Here is a 15,595-nt window from a genome sequence, read left to right on the forward strand (position 1 = left end):
TCGTTCAGAGCGATCAGCGCTGCGGCGGCGGTCCGCCCTGCGGTCCGCCGAACGGGCCCTGCTGCGGGAACGGCCCGCTTCCCGGGCCGGGTCCCTGCGGTCCGCCGAACTGCTGCGGCGGCGGTCCCTGGTACGGCCCGCCCTGCGGCGGCGCCGGAGGCTGGGGCTGCGGAAGCGACTGCTGTTGCTGCTGGGCGGGCGGCGGCGCGCTGGGCTGCGGCCGCTCCGGCGGAGCGGGCGGCTCCTCTTCCCGGACCGGCGCGGGAGCCTCGGGCTTGGCCGTGGCCCCGCCGATCGCCCGCCGCTCCGGCGACGCGCCCAGCGGCCCGTCGACCTCCTTGCGTGCCACCGCTTCCGCGGCCGCGACGGCCTCGGCGACCTTCGGGTCGCTGCTCGTGTCGAACCAGCCGGCGACCTCTTCGTCGTCGAGGTCCGGGCGAGCCGGGGTGTCGTCCTTCGGCGGCTCGTACCGGAACACGCCGTCGTCTCCCGGAGCCCCCAGCGCGCGGGCGAAGCCTTCGAGGGCCTTGCCGTAGTCGCTCGGGATCATCCAGACCTTGTTCGCGTCGCCCTGCGCCATCTGCGGCAGCGTCTGCAGGTACTGGTAGGCGAGGACTTCCGGCGTCGGGCGGCCGGCCTTGATCGCGGCGAACACCTTCTCGATCGCCTTCGCCTGGCCCTGCGCCTGCAGGTAGCGAGCGGCTCGTTCACCCTGTGCGCGCAGGATCCGCGACTGCCGTTCCGCCTCGGCGGCGAGGATCGCGGCCTGTTTCTGGCCTTCCGCGGCGAGGATCTGGCTCTGCTTCTGGCCTTCGGCCGTCTTGATCGACGATTCCCGCTGGCCTTCGGCGGTGAGGATCATCGCGCGCTTCTCCCGGTCGGCGCGCATCTGCTTCTCCATCGAGTCCTGGATGGAGGCGGGCGGCTCGATCGCCTTCAGCTCGACGCGGGCGACCCGGATGCCCCAGCGGCCGGTGGCCTCGTCGAGCACGCCGCGCAGCTGGGTGTTGATCGCGTCGCGGGAGGTCAGCGTCTGCTCCAGGCTCATGCCGCCGACCACGTTGCGGAGCGTGGTGGTGGTGAGCTGCTCGACGCCGATGATGTAGTTGGAGATCTCGTAGACCGCGGCGCGCGAGTCGGTAACCTGGAAGTACACGACGGTGTCGATGTTCACCGTCAGGTTGTCCTCGGTGATCACCGGCTGCGGCGGGAACGAGACGACCTGCTCGCGCAGGTCGATCCGCGCGCGCACCTTGTCCAGGAACGGGACGAGGAAGGTCAGGCCGGGCGAAGCGACCGTGCGGAACCGGCCGAGCCGCTCGATCACCGCCGACTGGGCCTGTGGCACCACCATGATCGCCTTGACCACTGTGATGATGACGAACAGGGCCAGCAGTGCGACCACGACGATCGCTATTGTGGACAAGAGCGTTTCCCCTTACCTAGTACCGTTTTTCCTCGGACGGCGCCTCACGCGACAATGTCCACCACGGCCGTGGCGCCGGAGATCTCGACGACCGTGACGCTGGTGCCCGGGGCGATCGGCGGCTGCGATTCGTGCACGGCGCGCGCCGACCACACCTCGCCGCCGATCTTCACCTGGCCGGCATCGTAGTCCACAGTGGACACCACGACGGCCCGGGCTCCGACCAGCGCGTCGATGCCGGTGGGGATGCCCGATCCGGCGAGGAAGCGGCGTTTGAGCGCCGGGCGCGCCAGCGCGATCAGCCCGACCGAGCTGACCGCGAACACGGCGACGTCGAGATAGATGTTGCCGGTGAGCGCTTCCGTGCCGGCCCCGAGCAACGCGCCGATGCCGAGCATGATCAGCACGAAGTCCCCGGAGATCACCTCCGCGATCATCAGGACGATGCCGAGGATCAGCCAGATCAGAGCCGCTGCCATGCCCTCATGCTCTCAGATCGCGTCCTTTCGCACCGGGCAAACTACTCGACGTGACCGACGCGTGACCTTGGATTTTTCCGGCATACCGGACACTACGGAGTGTCGCCGCCCGGTTCGGTCACGAAGTCGATGAGCCGTTCGACCGCGCCGATCAGCGGCGTTTCGAGATCGCGGAAGCTGCGCACGCCGGCGAGCACGCGCTGCCATCCCTCGTACGGTTCGCCCCAGCCGAGCGCGTCGCAGATGCCGGTCTTCCATTCGATGCCGCGCGGGATCTCCGGCCAGGCGCGGATGCCGACCGACGCCGGTTTCACCGCCTGCCAGACGTCGACGTACGGGTGGCCGGTGACCAGCACCTGCTCGTCGCGGATCTGTTCGACCAGCCGGGATTCCTTGCTGCCCGCGACGAGGTGGTCGACGAGCACGCCGAGCCTGCGGCCGGGCCCGGTGCCGAACTCGGCGATCCGGTCGGCCAGGACGTCGACGCCGTCGAGCGGTTCCACGACGACGCCCTCGACGCGCAGGTCGTGTCCCCAGACGCGTTCGACCAGTTCGGCGTCGTGCTTGCCCTCGACCCAGATCCGGGAGTCGCGCGCGACCCGCGCCTGCAGGCCCTGCACGCGGACCGAGCCGGACGCCGACACCTGCCGTTCCGGGGCGGCGGTCTTCTTGACCGGCACGAGCGTGACCGGTTTGCCTTCCAGCAGGAACGCGGCGGGCGCGAGCGGGAACACGCGGTGGCGGCCCTTGGCGTCCTCGAGGACGACGTTGCCGTACTCGATCTTCACCACCGCGCCGCAGTAGCCGCTGGCCGGGTCTTCGACCACGAGGCCCGGCTCGGCGGGGACCTCCGGGATCTTCCGCTTGCGGGGGCCGGACAGCACGTCGTGATAGCGCACGGTCGGGCACGTTATCGCCGTGGCGGCGAGGCGTCCCGCCGCCACGCCGGGGACCGGCCGCCGGGCTGGCCGTTCTCGGCTCGGGCCTGCCGTGGGGAACGGCTCAGGCACCTATCCGCAGCACGGCGTCGGTGAACGGCGTCGGCCCGCCGCGGCTGAGCGGACCCATCGCGACCAGCGGGGCCAGCGCGACGCACCACGCGCGCACCCGGTCGCCGTCCAGGTGCGGGAGTTTGGCGATCCCGTCCTCCACGGCCGCGCCGTCGGCCATCGGCAGCACTGCCCAGTCGACCGCGTCGAAGGCCGGGTCGCCGACGCACGGGCGCGGGTCGATCGCGACCGCTCCCCGCGCCGGTCCGGCGTCCAGGACGTTGCCCGGATGCAGGTCGCCGTGGACGAGCGCGATCGGGCCGCTGGCGGCCAGTTTCTCGGACCGGGCGAGGCCGGTGCGCAGCGCGTCCAGCGGCAGGTGCGCTTCCGCCGGGGAACCGGTCAAGCGTTGCTCGGCGAGGCCGAACATGAACCGGACGCGTTCGAGCTGCGTCGGGAACGGCCCCGCGACGGGGACGCCGTGGACGTCGGCGAGCAGTTCTCCGATCTGGTCCCACGGGACGTCGGCGCCGCGTTCGGTGAACGCGTCTCCGGGTTCGAGTCCTTCGAGCAGCACCGCGCCGTGGTCGAGGTCGGCATCCAGGATCTGGACGACGCGCGACAATCCGGTCCAGGAACCCAGCGCGGTGGCCTCCGCGGTCGCGATCGCGCGGTCCGGGCAGAGCTTGAGCACCTTCAGCACGCCCTCGCCGTCGCGGCAGAGCAGGGTGCGGCCGGTGTTGCCGGGCCGGGCTTCGGACACGGTGAGGCCCCACTGGCGGCAGAGCCGGTCGGCCAGCGCGGGCAGCGCGTCGCACCACGCTTCGGCGGCCGGGCCGAAGCGGTTGACGAGGCGGGCGCGGGCGGCGGCGTCCATCAGAGCGTTGTCCATCAGTTCCGCCATCAGAACAGCGGCCAGGGGATCGCGCGCCAGTCGTCGCCGGGCTCGGGGAACACCGCCTCGGCGAGCAGGTAGTCGGTGCGCTGCGAAAGCGCCCGGATCTCGAAGGCGGTCAGGTGTTCGCCGAGTTCCGCGCCGAGACGGCCGTCGAGGTCCGCGCGGAGTTTCCGCAGTTTCTCGACCGCGTCCTCGGGCAGTTCCTCGCCGATCCAGCCCCACAGCACGGTGCGCAGCTTCGGGTCGGTGTGCAGGCAGATGCCGTGGTCCACGCCGTAGACGTGGCCGTCGGTGCCGGCGAGCAGGTGTCCGCCCTTGCGGTCGGTGTTGTTGACGACGATGTCGAGGACCGCGAGTTCGCGCAGGTCCGGGTGGTCGGCGTGGACGAGGACCGCCGGTTCGCCGAGCCGGTCGTGCGCGTGCAGCACGGTGCGCCAGCCTTCCGGGACTTCCTCCGGCGCGCAGACGTCGACGACCTCGGTGTCCTCGTCGGTCTCGACCCACAGCTGCACCATGCCCGGCCCGAACGGGCCGTCGCGCAGCACGGTGGGCGGGATCGCGCCGAGGCCGCAGGCGTCGGAGATCATCGCGGTGGCCACTTCGCGCCCGGCGAGAGTGCCGTCCGGGAAATCCCACAGCGGGCGCTCCCCCGACACCGGCTTGTACACGACGCGGCCGGTCACGCCGTCGAGTTCGATCGCGCAGAACAGCGTCACGTTGGAGGCGTCGACCAGCCTGCCCTCGACGTCGATGCGGCCGCGGGAGACGAAGTCGCGGGCGGCCGGGTCGGCCGGCCCTGGCGCGGTGCTCGCCACGGGCGCCCTCAGTCCTCGGTCACGTCGACGTCGCGCCGGTACCCGTTCTGCCGCGGGCAGATGTGCCCGGCCGGGTCGAGCGGTTCGCCGCACAGCGGGCACGGCTTGCGGCCGGCGTTGACGACCCGGTCGGCGCGTTCGGCGAAGGCGCGGGCGGCGACCGGGGTGAGGAACACGCGGACCGCGTCCGGGCCCTCCTCGGTGTCGTCGAGCACGACCGTCTCGTCGATTTCGCCCTCGGTGATCGCGAGCAGTTCCACGACGACCGCGCCGGAGTCGGCGTCCCAGCCGAGCCCCATGGTGCCGACCCGGAACTCCTCCTCGACGGGCACCGCGAGCGGCTCCACGTCGACCTCGTCGTCGGGGGCCTGTGCGGGCACGTCGGCGCCGAACCGGCTGGCGACCTCCTCCAGGAGCGAGCCGAGCCGCTCCGCGAGGACGACGACCTGCTGTTTTTCGATGGTGACGCTGATCGTCCGCACGTCCTCCGTCGCCTGGAGGTAGAAGGTGCGGTCGCCGGGCTCGCCGACCGTGCCGGCCACGAACCGGTCGGGCTTGCGGAAGACGTGGATTACGCGTGACATAGCGTCTTCGACCCTAGGCCACGCACGCATGATCGGCATCCGCCGCCCCGGGTTGCGGGAAGTTCGCGCGCGATTCCTGCGCGGTGCGTGCGGATCCGGACACACAGCGGATCCTCGTTAGGCTTTCCGGGTGCCTCGCATCTCTCCTCATGGAACCTGGACCTCTCCCGTCACGGCGGCCGACGCAGCGGCCGCCGGCGGCGGCGCGCAATGGCTCGCCGCGGTCGACGGCGCGCTCTGGTGGGCGGAGGCGCGGCCTGCCGAAGGCGGTCGCGTCGCGCTCGTGCGCGCGCTTCCCGGCGGCGGCGTCGAGGACGTGCTGCCCGCGCCGTGGAACGTCCGGAACCGGGTGCACGAGTACGGCGGACGGCCGTGGCTCGCGGTCGACGGCGTCGTGGTCTTCACGCATTGGGCCGATCAGCGGGTGTACGCGTTCAAGAACGGCACAGACGGCGAGGTCGTCGCGCTGACGCCGGAACCGGCCACGCCGCAAGGCGTCCGGTACGGCGACCTCCGGCCCGGCCGCGCGGGCGAGGTGTGGGCCGTCCGCGAGCGCAGCACCGGGCCGCGGCGCACCGACATCTCCCGCGAACTGGTCGCGATTCCGCTGGACGGCTCCGCCGAACGGGTGCTGGTCGAAGGGCACCGGTTCTTCACCGCGCCGCAGCTGTCGCCGGACGGCGCGCACGCCGCGTGGATCGCCTGGGATCACCCGGCGATGCCGTGGGACGGGACCGAGCTGTTCGTCGCGCCGGTCGCGGCCGACGGGTCGTTCGGGGAAGCGCGCGTGCTCGCGGGCGGGCCGGAGGTCGCGGTGTGCCAGGTGGCGTGGGAGTCCGCGGAGCAACTGCTCGTGCTCGCCGACCCGGACGGCTGGTGGAACCTGCACCGCGTCGGGCTCGACGGTTCGGCGGTCAACCTCGCGCCGGCGGAGCGCGAGCTGGGCGGGCCGATGTGGAAGCTCGGCACCAGCTGGTTCGCCCCGCTGGGCGGCGGGAAGCACGCGGTGCTCAACTCGGGCAAGCCGGCGATTCTCGACGAGAGCGACGGTTCGGTCACGCGCGTCGACACCGAGCTGACCGTGTGGTCTTCGAGCGGGCTGGTCGCGACCGAGGACGGGATCGCCGGGATCGCGGGCGGGCCCCGGCACGAGAGCGCGGTCGTGGTGCTTGACCCGGACACCGGGAAGTGGCGCGCCCTGACGCCGCAGCCTGCCTCGCTGCCGCCCGCGGAGTACCTGCCGGTGCCGCAGGAGCGCGTCTTCACCGGACCGGACGGCGCGGAGATCCCGGCATACGTGTTCCCGCCGACGAACCCGGACTTCGTTGCGCCGGAAGGCGAACTGCCGCCGTATGTGGTGCACGTGCACGGCGGGCCGACCGGGCACAGCGACGAATCGCTCGACCTGGACTTCGCGTACTTCACCAGCCGCGGCATCGGCGTCGTCGCGGTGAACTACGGCGGCTCCACCGGCTACGGGCGAGCGTTCCGGGAGCGGCTGCGGGAGCAGTGGGGCGTGGTGGACGTGCGCGACTGCGCGGCGGTCGCCGAAGCTCTGGTCGCGGAAGGGATCGCCGACCGGGCCCGGCTGGGCATCCGCGGCGGCAGCGCGGGCGGGTTCACCTCGGCCGCGTCGATCACGATGACCCGCACCTACGCGGCGGCGACGGTGAAGTTCCCGATCCTCGACTTCGCCGGCTGGACCGGCGAGGGCGGCGAAACGCACGACTTCGAGTCGCAGTACCTGGTCAGCATGGTCGGCCCGTATCCGGAAACCGCCGACCGGTACCGGGAGCGCTCGCCGATGACGCACGTGGGCTCGCTGGCCGGGCCGGTGCTGTTCCTGCAGGGCCTGGAGGACGAGATCTGCCCGCCGGAGCAGGCGGACCGGTTCGTCTCCGAAATCGACGGCACCGGGATCCCGCACGCGTACCTGCGGTTCGAGGGCGAGCAGCACGGGTTCCGGAAGGCGGAGACGATCGTCGCCGCGCTGGAGGCGGAACTTTCCTTCTACGGCCAGGTGTTCGGCTTCGAGACGCCGGACGTGCCGCGGCTGGAGCTGTCCCGGTGAGGCCCGCCAGACTCTCCGCCGGGGACACGGTCGCGCTCGTCGCGCCGTCCGGACCGGTGCCGCAGGATCTGCTGGACGCCGCGCTGCCGGTGCTGCGCGACTGGGGGGTGAAGGTGCGGGTCGGCGCCGGGGTGCGGGCTTCGGGGCAGTCCTACCTGTCCGCGCCGGACCGGGCGCGGGCGGCGGAGTTCACCGAGGCGTGGCTGGACCCGGAAGTCCAGTGCGTGCTCGCGGCGCGCGGCGGCTACGGGACGCAGCGGATGATCGACCTGGTGGACTGGGCGGCGTTGCGGGCTGCCGGGCCGAAGGTGCTGGCCGGGTCGAGCGACGTGACCGCGCTGCACCGGGCCGTGCACACGCATCTGGACCTCGCCACGCTGCTGTCGCCGATGCCGGCGAGCGTCCTGTTCGACGAAGCCGCGTCGGAGCACTTGCGGCGGACGTTGTTCGAGCCGGACCACACGCGGGTGCTGCGGGCGCGGGAGCCGGACGTGGTGGCGCCCGGTCGTGCGCTGGGCGTGCTGGTGGGCGGGAACCTGTCGCTGCTGGCGTCCGGTGTCGGCACGGCGGAGCAGGGGTCCGCGCGCGGCGGGATCGTGCTGCTGGAGGACGTGACCGAGAGCCCGTACCGGATCGACCGGATGGTGACGCAGCTGCTGCGTTCCGGCTGGCTGGACGGCGTTCGCGGGATCGTGCTGGGCTCGTGGGCCGCGTGCGGCGACCCGGCGGAGGTCCGCGCACTGCTGGCGGAACGGTTGTCGCCGCTCGGGGTTCCGGTGCTGAGCGGGTTCGGCTTCGGGCACGTGGCGGGGTCGCCGACGCTGCCGCTGGGGGTTTCGGCCTCGCTCGACACCGAACTGGGCACCCTCACCCTCGACTCCCCCGCGCTGGACTGAGCCGGATGCGACTGTCCACTGTGGAAACCCGGGCCCGGTTCGCCGCGGCGCGGGTGGCTCGGCTCGCCACAGCGGACAGTCGCGGGGTCCCGCATCTGGTGCCGGTGACGTTCGCGGTGCGCGCCGACACGGTCGTCTTCGCGGTCGACCACAAACCGAAGACCACGACGTCATTGCGGCGGCTGGCGAACATCGCGGAGAACCCGGCGGTGTCGTTCCTGGTCGACGAATACGACGAGGACTGGTCGCGGTTGTGGTGGGCTCGCGCGGACGGGGCGGCGCGGGTGGTCGCTGATCCTTCGCGGGACTCGTATGTCGGATGGTTGGCGGAGAAGTACCCGCAGTACGCGGAGCGGCCGCCGGAACATGCAGTGGTCGTGACCGAGGTGCGGACCTGGCGGGGTTGGGCGGGTTCGTAACGTGCGGTCCGGGCGTGACGATCTTCCCGGCGTGCGGAGGGGGATCTTGGGCGCCGTGCTCGCGACGGCAGGGCTTGTCCTGCTCGCGGGTTGCGCGGACGGAAGTTCGACGTCGGCGGCTTCCTCGGCGCCCAAGGATCTCATCAAGTATTTGCCGAACGAAAAGCAGTTGAGCGACGCGGGGGCCAAGCAGAAACAGGCTCCCGCTTCCTTTGCCGTCGGGTGGATCAATCCGTTGCACGTCGTGCCGCCGTGCGAGGGCAAGCGACCTTGGGACTCTGCACTGCGGAGCAACGTACAGGCGACTGCGGTCGCCGGGGAATTGTCCGTCTGGCAGCTGGCAGCCGAGTACGAAGGCTATTCCGGCGAACAGCTGCTCTCCACTGTGGACAAGGCACTGAACTGCGGCGATGCGGCTGCCCACGATCGCGAACTCGGGGCGCCGCCGCGGTTCTCCGTCCTCGGCGTTGCCGATCCGCAGCTCGGATTCTGCCGCCGGTTCCGGGAGGCGGGGCTGTCCAGTTGCGCCTGGGTGTTCGCGCACGGCGACCGGGTGCTCGCGATCCGGACCGACAGCACGACCACGGGCGCGGCGGAACAGCAAACCGAGCTGAAGCGGCTGGCTCCGGCGTTCGTCGCGGTGTTCGACCAGGACTGACCTGTCCCGGCGGCTGTGCGGGGTGGGGCGGGCTCGTAACGCTGGACCGGAGTCTGGCGATCTTTCTCCCGAAATGGGGTGGATCATGCGTGTTTCGCTGGCGGTGACCGGTCTTGTGCTGCTGGTCGCGGGATGTGCGGCCGAGACTCCGGCGGCGGCTCCGGTGCCGAGTTCCGCGCCGCCGTCGAGTTCGGCAGCGCCTTCGCCGTCGCCCTCGGCTTCGGCGGCTCCGGTCGCGAAGGATCTCACCAAGTACTTGCCCAGCGAGGAACAGCTCGCCTCGGCTGGTGCCCGGCGTCAGCAGGATCGGCTGCCGTATGTCGTCAGCTCGAACACGCCGTTGCGGATCGTGCGGGCGTGCGGTGCCGACCAGCCCTGGGATGCCGCCGTGCAGAACGGTGCGCAGGCGATCTCGGTGACGGACACGGTCCAGGTCCGGCAGCTTCTGGCCGAGTATCGGGATTACTCCGGCGAGCAGGTGGTCTCCGGCCTCGGCAAGGCGCTCGACTGCGGGAAAGTCGTGGTCGAGGACGAGTCGCTCGCCGTGAAGACGCGGTTTTCGGTCCCCGGCGTCGCTGACCCGCAGCTCGGGTTCTGCGGCCAGTTCGGGTCGGTCCGCGTGGCCGCTTGCGTGCTGGTGCTCGCCCACGGCGACCGCGCCCTCGCCATCACCTCCGTCGGCTGGCGCGCGAACATGACGGAACAGCAAGCCGAATTGAAGCGCCTCGCTCCGACGTTCGCCGCGGCGTTCGACCAGGACTGACGGTGGCGAAACGGCGCTACGTGGCCCGGGGCGTGCCCGGCGGATACCAGATCTGGGACAACCGTTCCCGCCGCTGGTGGGGCGATCGCTGTCAGCTCTGCCCGGACGATCTGGTCGCCGCGCTCAACAACCGTGCGGACCACGCGACTGTCACCGCGCTGATCAACCGGTACCGCGCTCTCAAGCGCTGATCATCCGCAGTACGCGGAACTGAAATGAGGAGCATCATGCGTATCGCGCTTGTGGTGACCGGTCTTGTCCTGCTGGTCGCGGGTTGTGCTGCGCAGACTCCGGCCGCAGCTCCGGCACCGAGTTCCGCTTCGCCGCCAAGTTCCGCGGCGCCGCTCGTCGCCAAAGATCTCACGAAGTACCTGCCGAGCGGAGACGAGCTGACGAAGGCCGGTCTCGCCACGGGCCGGGATCGCCTGCCGTATGTCGTCGGCCCGAACACGCCGTTGCGCATCGTGCGGGCGTGCGGTGCCGACCAGCCCTGGGATGCCGCAGTGCGGAACGGCGCGCAGGCGTACTCCACGAAGGACGCGCTGTGGATCCGGCAACGGCTCGCCGAGTACGAGGGCTATACCGGCGAGCAGGTCGTCTCCGGCCTGGACAAGGCGCTCGGCTGCGGGAAAACGGCGTCCGGAGACCATGACCTCGCGTTCGTGACCCGCTTCTCCTCGCACGGCAAAGGACTGCCCGAGGACTCCGAGCTGACGGTGAAGACCCGGTTCTCGGTCCCTGGCGTCGCTGATCCGCAACTCGGGTTCTGCGGGCAGTTCGCGGAGGCTCATGTCGCGAGCTGTGTCCTGGTCCTCGCCCGCGGCAACCGCGTCCTCGCCGTCACGACCACCGACGACCGAGCGGGCCAGGTGAGCATGGCGGCGCAGCAGGCCGAATTGAAGCGGCTGGTTCCGACGTTCGCCGCGGCGTTCGACCAGGGCTGAGAAGCACGTCGAGTCAGCGGGTCTGCGCCAGGTCCCCGAAATAGCCCGTCCGCCACAGGATCCGGGTGCGGACTTCGGTGATGCGCCAGCCGTTCCCGGCCTGTCGCAGGCCCGCGGTGACGACGCCGCCCGCGGTGAATGCGCGGTCCTCCATGCGCACGGTGACCGGGCGGTCTTTCCACAGGTGGATCGCGACGAGATTGGCGCGCACCACAGCGGTGGCGCCGTCGATTTCGACGTCGTGGCCGGTCAGCAGGTGCTGGCTTGCCTCGAAGCGGGCGAAGCTGCGGGCGTGGCTGTCCGCGATGTCGGCCGGTCCGGTTATCTCGGCGCCGTTGGGGCGCACGATTTTGCCGTCCGGGGCGAAAATGCGGTGGAAACGCGGCAGGTCGAACTGCCGTTCGTCGACCGCGCGGTAGTAGCTGTTGAAGGTGCGGATGATGCGGGACGTGGCGAGCAAGGCGTCGAGTTCGTGCTGATTCGCTTCCGGCACCGGCTTCTCCCTCGGGGTTCCGCTGTCTCGGTTCATCGTTCCGGGCGGCCCTGGCGTGACATCGTGCTGTGCACATTCCGGGCGCGGACCGCGTCGCGGCAAGATGTGCCGACCCGGCGGGGTATCCCGGTCAGGGGCAGGCGGCGGGTTCGGCGGCGCGCCAGGATGGCCTGGTGAGCAACGGAAGCAACGAACTCGGCGGTTTCCTGCGCAGCCGTCGCGGGCGGTTGACGCCGGAGGCCGCGGGAATCGTTCCTGGCGGGACCCGGCGAGCGGTTCCCGGGCTGCGCCGGGAGGAACTGGCCGAGCTGGCCGGGGTCAGCGTCAGCTACTACACCCGGCTCGAACAGGGAGCCAGCAGCAGTGCGTCGGGCGCGGTGATCGACGCGCTGGCCACGGCGTTGCGGCTGGATTCGGCTGAGCACGAGCATCTGCGGAATCTCGCCGCGCCTCGGCGAGCGGCTCGTCCGCGGGCCCGAAGGACGAAACTCAGGCCTGCGGTGCGGGATTTGCTCGCGGCGATGTCCGCGATGCCCGCGGTGGTGGTCGATCACCGGGCCGACGTCCTTGCCTGGAACCGGCTTGGGCACGCCCTGCTGGCCGGGCACGTCGGGTTCGAGGCGCCGGACGAGCGGATCCGTCCGAACATCGCGCGGATGCTGTTCCTCGACCCGCATCATCGCGCGCTGTACCGGGATTGGGCGGACAAAGCGTCGGTCACCGTCGCGGCGTTGCATCAGGCGGTCGCGCGGCATCGGGACGATCCGGTGCTGGAGCAGCTCGTCGGGCGGCTGGCGGTGGAGAGCCCGGAGTTCGCGCGGATGTGGGCGAAGCGGCCGGTCCGGACCTGTTCGTACTACGTGCGCGAACTGGACCATCCAGTGGTCGGACGTCTGACGCTCGCGAACGAGACCGTCGCGCTGCCCGACGACGATCAGCAGCTCGGCCTGTTCTACGCGCTGCCCGGCACGGCGGACGGCGACGCGCTCGCGTTGCTGGCTCAGAGTTTCGCCGAACCCCTGGTGAAGGAGAACGTTCGGTGAGGATTCTTGTGGTCGGCGGTGCCGGGACGATCGGGCGGCGGCTGGTGCCGAAGCTGCGGTCGCGGGGGCACGAGGTCGTCGTGGCCGGGCGGACGTCCGGCGAGGTGCGCGTCGATCTGGCCGAGCCGGAGACGATCGCGGCGATGTACCGCGAGGTCGGCGCGGTGGACGCGGTCGTGAGCATCGCCGCGCATGGTGCGTTGGACGACTTCGCGACGCTCACCTCCGCGGAGCTGCACGAGAACATGCGCGCCAAGTTCTACGGTCAGGTCGAACTCGTCCTCCAAGGGCAGCATCACGCGGCGGACGGGGCGTCATTCACGCTGACGTCCGGGATTTTCGCCGACGAAGCGTGGCCGCAGGTGACCGGCGGCGGGGTGATCAGCGGTGCGCTGCACAGTTTCGTGCTGTCGGCGGCGATCGAGCTGCCGCGCGGGATGCGGGTCAACGCGGTGAGCCCGACGTTGATCGGCGATTCGGCGGACGCGTTCAGCGAGTTTTTCCCGGGGATGCGCCCGGTTCCGATGGACGAATTGGTGCGGCACTACCTGAACTGCGTCGAAAGCGACATCACCGGCACCGTCGTCCGCGCCTACGCTTGACCGCGTTCGGCAAGGCTCTTACCTTTGACCCACCAGACATCGGATGTACGACGCCGCCGGCCGATGTGCCCCTTTCGTTCCTGGTCGGAAAGGACACTCCGCCATGCCGGATTCCCCTGGTTTCCCGCGCCGGACGGCGCTGCGCACGATCGTCGTGTCGGCGCTCGCCCTCCCGGTCCTGGCCGGTCCGCTGGCTCGCTGCGCCATTGCCGCGAGCCCGTTGTGGCATCCCGACCCGGTGAAGGACGGGCTGAAGGCGTTCGAGGGCGTCGAGGCTGATCGAGGCGGTCTGCATCCGGACCGGAAGTACGTGGTGGTCGAAGGAAATCACTACCGCTTCAATATCTGGCGCGACGACCGCGACACCACGGGCGGCGGCGAGCGGCAGCGGACCGAGACGAAGGGCATGGTGCAGAACGGTTCCGCGCTGAAGATGCGCGACGGCGAGACGTGGACGCTGTCGTACGAGATGTTCATCCCGGCGAGCCTGCACGGGACGAGCCGGTTCACGCACATTTTCCAGACGAAGACCCCGGCGACGAACGACGGTCCGTGGGTGACGCTCGATCTGGTCCGGGACGGCGGCGTGGAGATGATTTCCGCGCGCGCGTACGCGAATCCGGGCTCGCCGTCGATCGCGGCGGCGAAGCTGGCTCCATTGCGGGACAAGTGGATCACGGTCGAGTGGACGCTCACGCCGGGCGACGCGGGCGCGGCGGCGTGCGTGATCCGCAGCGACGCGGGTGCGGGGGCGCCGATCGCCGCGCAGGGCAGCAAGACCGGGGTGAAGCTGCCGGATCAGGGCGACTACGTGCGGCCGAAGTGGGGCATTTACCGTTCGGTGGAGAGCGCGCAGTCGGACATTCTCGACACGTACCTGCTGTTCCGGAACTACCGCGCGGACCGCAAGTAGTCGTCGTGAGTGTTGGCGCCGGTTCTAACCGGCGCCAACACTCACGACTCCGGGAGGAAGTCCTCGTCCTTGGGCTTCTTCCGCCACGCGGCGACGAGCCCGAGCGGGTCGGGGCGCAGCAGGGACGCGGCGGCGTAGAGGCTGACCACGACGACGATCGCGATGAACCACCAGTCGTAGAGCGCCTGCTCCCCCGTCGGGTAGTACACGAGAGTCACGAAGACCGAGATCGCCACGATCGCGGACAGGTTCCGCCGTTCCCACGGGAACGCGGAGATCAGCACGAAGCCCCAGGTGAGATACCACGGCAGGGTCGGCGGCATGAGGATCGCGACGGCCAGCAGCGTGATCGCGGCGCGGTAGACGGCCTCCTTGCCGCCGCCGCGGGCGAGCCACCACTGGCGGACGCCGAACACGACGAGGCCGACCATCGCGATGGCGCGGGCGACAGTGACGAACGGCGAGGGCTGGACGTTGGCGATGAGGTGGACGAGGTTGTAGACCGCCTCGCCGATGCCGCTGGGGAAGTTCAGCCAGTTGGTGATGAGCTGCGGGGCTTTGAGGCCGGACCACCAGCCGAGGTTGAGCGAGCCGAGCGAGACCCAGGTGCCGACGACGAACACCGGCAGGAACAGCCCGACCGCCGCGGCTCCGGCCTTGAAGAAGTTCTTCGTCTTCGACGGGCCGGCCATGTCCGCGGCCCACATCCAGACCATGAACGGCAGCGCGACGGCGGCGGTCGGCTTGATCAGCATGCCGATGGTGACGAGCACGACCGCGACGACGTGTCTGCGCTCGAGCGCGGCGAGCATCCCGATGGTGAGGAAGCCGAGCATCATCAGGTCGTTGTGCGGGCCGCCGAAGAGGTGGATGACCATCATCGGGCTGGCGACCGCGACCCACAGCGCGACCGGGAGCTTCCCGCCGAGGTGCTTGACGAGCCGGGGCAGCGCCCACAGCGTCATGCCGAGCCCGACGAGCAGGACGAGCCGGGTGAGGATGACGCCGGCGATCATGTGGTCCTGGGTGATCGCGACGATGCCCTTGGAGATCAGCAGGAACAGCGGCCCGTAGGGGGCGGGCGTGGTCTGCCACAGCGGGTGCACGTTCTGCACGACGTTCGGCAGCACGGGCAGCTCGGCGGGGCCGTTGGCGTACGGGTCGAGCCCGTAGAGCAGCTGCGCGCCCTGGCCGAGGTAGGAGAAGACGTCGCGGGTGAACAGCGGCGGCGACACGATCAGCGGCGCCATCCAGCACAGCGCGGCGATCAGGATCGGCTTGCTGCCGATGCGCCCGGCGAGCGCGTAGCGGCCGAGCCGGACCCACGCCCACACGACGAGGCCGAAGCCGCTGTAGAGCAGCGCGTTGGCGAGCGCGCGCCCGTGGCCGTAGCGGACCCACGAGAGGGGGCCGTGGCCGAGGACGGGGTCGCGGATGAGGATGCCGCCGGCGCCGAGCGCGGCGAGCATGAGGAGGGCGCTTCCGACCGTGCCCATGGCGATGGTCCGGTAGGGGAAGCGCGAAGGCGTCAGGAACCGCCGGTCGAGACTGCCGGCGTTCGGCTGCGCGTTGTCGGTAGTGGTGGCCATTTCGATCCAGAAG

The 15,595-nt window shown here is 70.8% G+C and carries 18 protein-coding genes; 10 read left to right on the plus strand and 8 right to left on the minus strand.

The annotated features are described in order from the left end of the window. Positions 1–13: 13 nt before the first annotated feature. The 6 genes from D0D37_RS12145 to D0D37_RS12170 all read right to left on the minus strand — a co-directional run bounded on the left by D0D37_RS12145 (position 14) and on the right by D0D37_RS12170 (position 5,191). Entirely contained in the window at positions 14–1,354 is a 1,341-nt protein-coding gene (locus D0D37_RS12145) for an SPFH domain-containing protein (RefSeq protein ID WP_425266930.1), read from the minus strand. Positions 1,355–1,470: 116 nt separating this feature from the next. Continuing rightward, entirely contained in the window at positions 1,471–1,905 is a 435-nt protein-coding gene (locus tag D0D37_RS12150) for an NfeD family protein (protein ID WP_116200609.1), read from the minus strand. A gap of 92 nt (positions 1,906–1,997) precedes the next feature. Beyond that, entirely contained in the window at positions 1,998–2,804 is an 807-nt protein-coding gene (locus D0D37_RS12155) for a DUF3097 domain-containing protein (protein ID WP_116200610.1), read from the minus strand. Positions 2,805–2,907: 103 nt separating this feature from the next. Continuing rightward, positions 2,908–3,786: a phosphotransferase gene (locus tag D0D37_RS12160; RefSeq protein ID WP_116200640.1), complete on the minus strand. Its 879-nt coding sequence runs from the start codon at positions 3,784–3,786 to the stop codon at positions 2,908–2,910. A gap of 11 nt (positions 3,787–3,797) precedes the next feature. Next, complete coding sequence (locus D0D37_RS12165; RefSeq protein WP_116200611.1) at positions 3,798–4,607, minus strand: SCO1664 family protein; 810 nt, start codon at positions 4,605–4,607, stop codon at positions 3,798–3,800. 8 nt (positions 4,608–4,615) lie between these two features. Continuing rightward, entirely contained in the window at positions 4,616–5,191 is a 576-nt protein-coding gene (locus D0D37_RS12170; RefSeq protein WP_116200612.1) for a DUF3090 domain-containing protein, read from the minus strand. A gap of 130 nt (positions 5,192–5,321) precedes the next feature. Between D0D37_RS12170 and D0D37_RS12175 the strand changes: the two genes are divergently transcribed. From D0D37_RS12175 to D0D37_RS12205, 7 genes are all read left to right on the plus strand, one after another. Continuing rightward, a complete protein-coding gene (locus tag D0D37_RS12175; protein WP_116200613.1) occupies positions 5,322–7,262 on the plus strand; it encodes a S9 family peptidase in 1,941 nt (646 codons plus the stop codon). Continuing rightward, complete coding sequence (locus D0D37_RS12180) at positions 7,259–8,158, plus strand: S66 peptidase family protein (protein ID WP_116200614.1); 900 nt, start codon at positions 7,259–7,261, stop codon at positions 8,156–8,158. The genes D0D37_RS12175 and D0D37_RS12180 overlap by 4 nt, the downstream gene beginning before the upstream one ends. A 5-nt stretch (positions 8,159–8,163) precedes the next feature. Next, positions 8,164–8,577: a TIGR03668 family PPOX class F420-dependent oxidoreductase gene (locus D0D37_RS12185; RefSeq protein ID WP_116200615.1), complete on the plus strand. Its 414-nt coding sequence runs from the start codon at positions 8,164–8,166 to the stop codon at positions 8,575–8,577. A gap of 31 nt (positions 8,578–8,608) precedes the next feature. After that, on the plus strand, positions 8,609–9,235 hold the full coding sequence (locus D0D37_RS12190; protein ID WP_162834180.1) for a hypothetical protein: 627 nt from the start codon (positions 8,609–8,611) through the stop codon (positions 9,233–9,235). A gap of 85 nt (positions 9,236–9,320) precedes the next feature. After that, complete coding sequence (locus D0D37_RS12195) at positions 9,321–9,998, plus strand: hypothetical protein (protein WP_162834181.1); 678 nt, start codon at positions 9,321–9,323, stop codon at positions 9,996–9,998. Between the two features lie 2 nt (positions 9,999–10,000). Next, positions 10,001–10,189 carry a hypothetical protein gene (locus D0D37_RS12200; RefSeq protein ID WP_116200618.1) on the plus strand — a complete coding sequence of 63 codons (189 nt, stop codon included), beginning with the start codon at positions 10,001–10,003 and terminating at the stop codon, positions 10,187–10,189. Positions 10,190–10,225: 36 nt separating this feature from the next. Further along, positions 10,226–10,942 carry a hypothetical protein gene (locus tag D0D37_RS12205; RefSeq protein WP_116200619.1) on the plus strand — a complete coding sequence of 239 codons (717 nt, stop codon included), beginning with the start codon at positions 10,226–10,228 and terminating at the stop codon, positions 10,940–10,942. Between the two features lie 13 nt (positions 10,943–10,955). Here D0D37_RS12205 and D0D37_RS12210 read toward each other — a convergent pair whose 3' ends face one another. Further along, complete coding sequence (locus tag D0D37_RS12210; RefSeq protein ID WP_162834182.1) at positions 10,956–11,435, minus strand: nuclear transport factor 2 family protein; 480 nt, start codon at positions 11,433–11,435, stop codon at positions 10,956–10,958. A 173-nt stretch (positions 11,436–11,608) separates the two neighbouring features. Between D0D37_RS12210 and D0D37_RS12215 the strand changes: the two genes are divergently transcribed. The 3 genes from D0D37_RS12215 (at position 11,609) to D0D37_RS12225 (ending at position 13,993) form a co-directional block, all read left to right on the plus strand. After that, on the plus strand, positions 11,609–12,478 hold the full coding sequence (locus tag D0D37_RS12215; protein ID WP_116200621.1) for a helix-turn-helix transcriptional regulator: 870 nt from the start codon (positions 11,609–11,611) through the stop codon (positions 12,476–12,478). Then, complete coding sequence (locus tag D0D37_RS12220) at positions 12,475–13,080, plus strand: short chain dehydrogenase (RefSeq protein ID WP_116200622.1); 606 nt, start codon at positions 12,475–12,477, stop codon at positions 13,078–13,080. The genes D0D37_RS12215 and D0D37_RS12220 overlap by 4 nt, the downstream gene beginning before the upstream one ends. A gap of 103 nt (positions 13,081–13,183) precedes the next feature. After that, a complete protein-coding gene (locus D0D37_RS12225; protein WP_116200623.1) occupies positions 13,184–13,993 on the plus strand; it encodes a hypothetical protein in 810 nt (269 codons plus the stop codon). A gap of 41 nt (positions 13,994–14,034) precedes the next feature. On the opposite strand, the gene mptB is transcribed toward D0D37_RS12225, so the two are convergent. After that, positions 14,035–15,582, minus strand: coding sequence for a polyprenol phosphomannose-dependent alpha 1,6 mannosyltransferase MptB (gene mptB, locus D0D37_RS12230; protein WP_116200624.1), 1,548 nt, complete (start codon positions 15,580–15,582; stop codon positions 14,035–14,037). Positions 15,583–15,595 lie beyond the last annotated feature (13 nt).

Source organism: Amycolatopsis circi, from assembly GCF_003385235.1.
GTDB lineage: Bacteria > Actinomycetota > Actinomycetes > Mycobacteriales > Pseudonocardiaceae > Amycolatopsis > Amycolatopsis circi.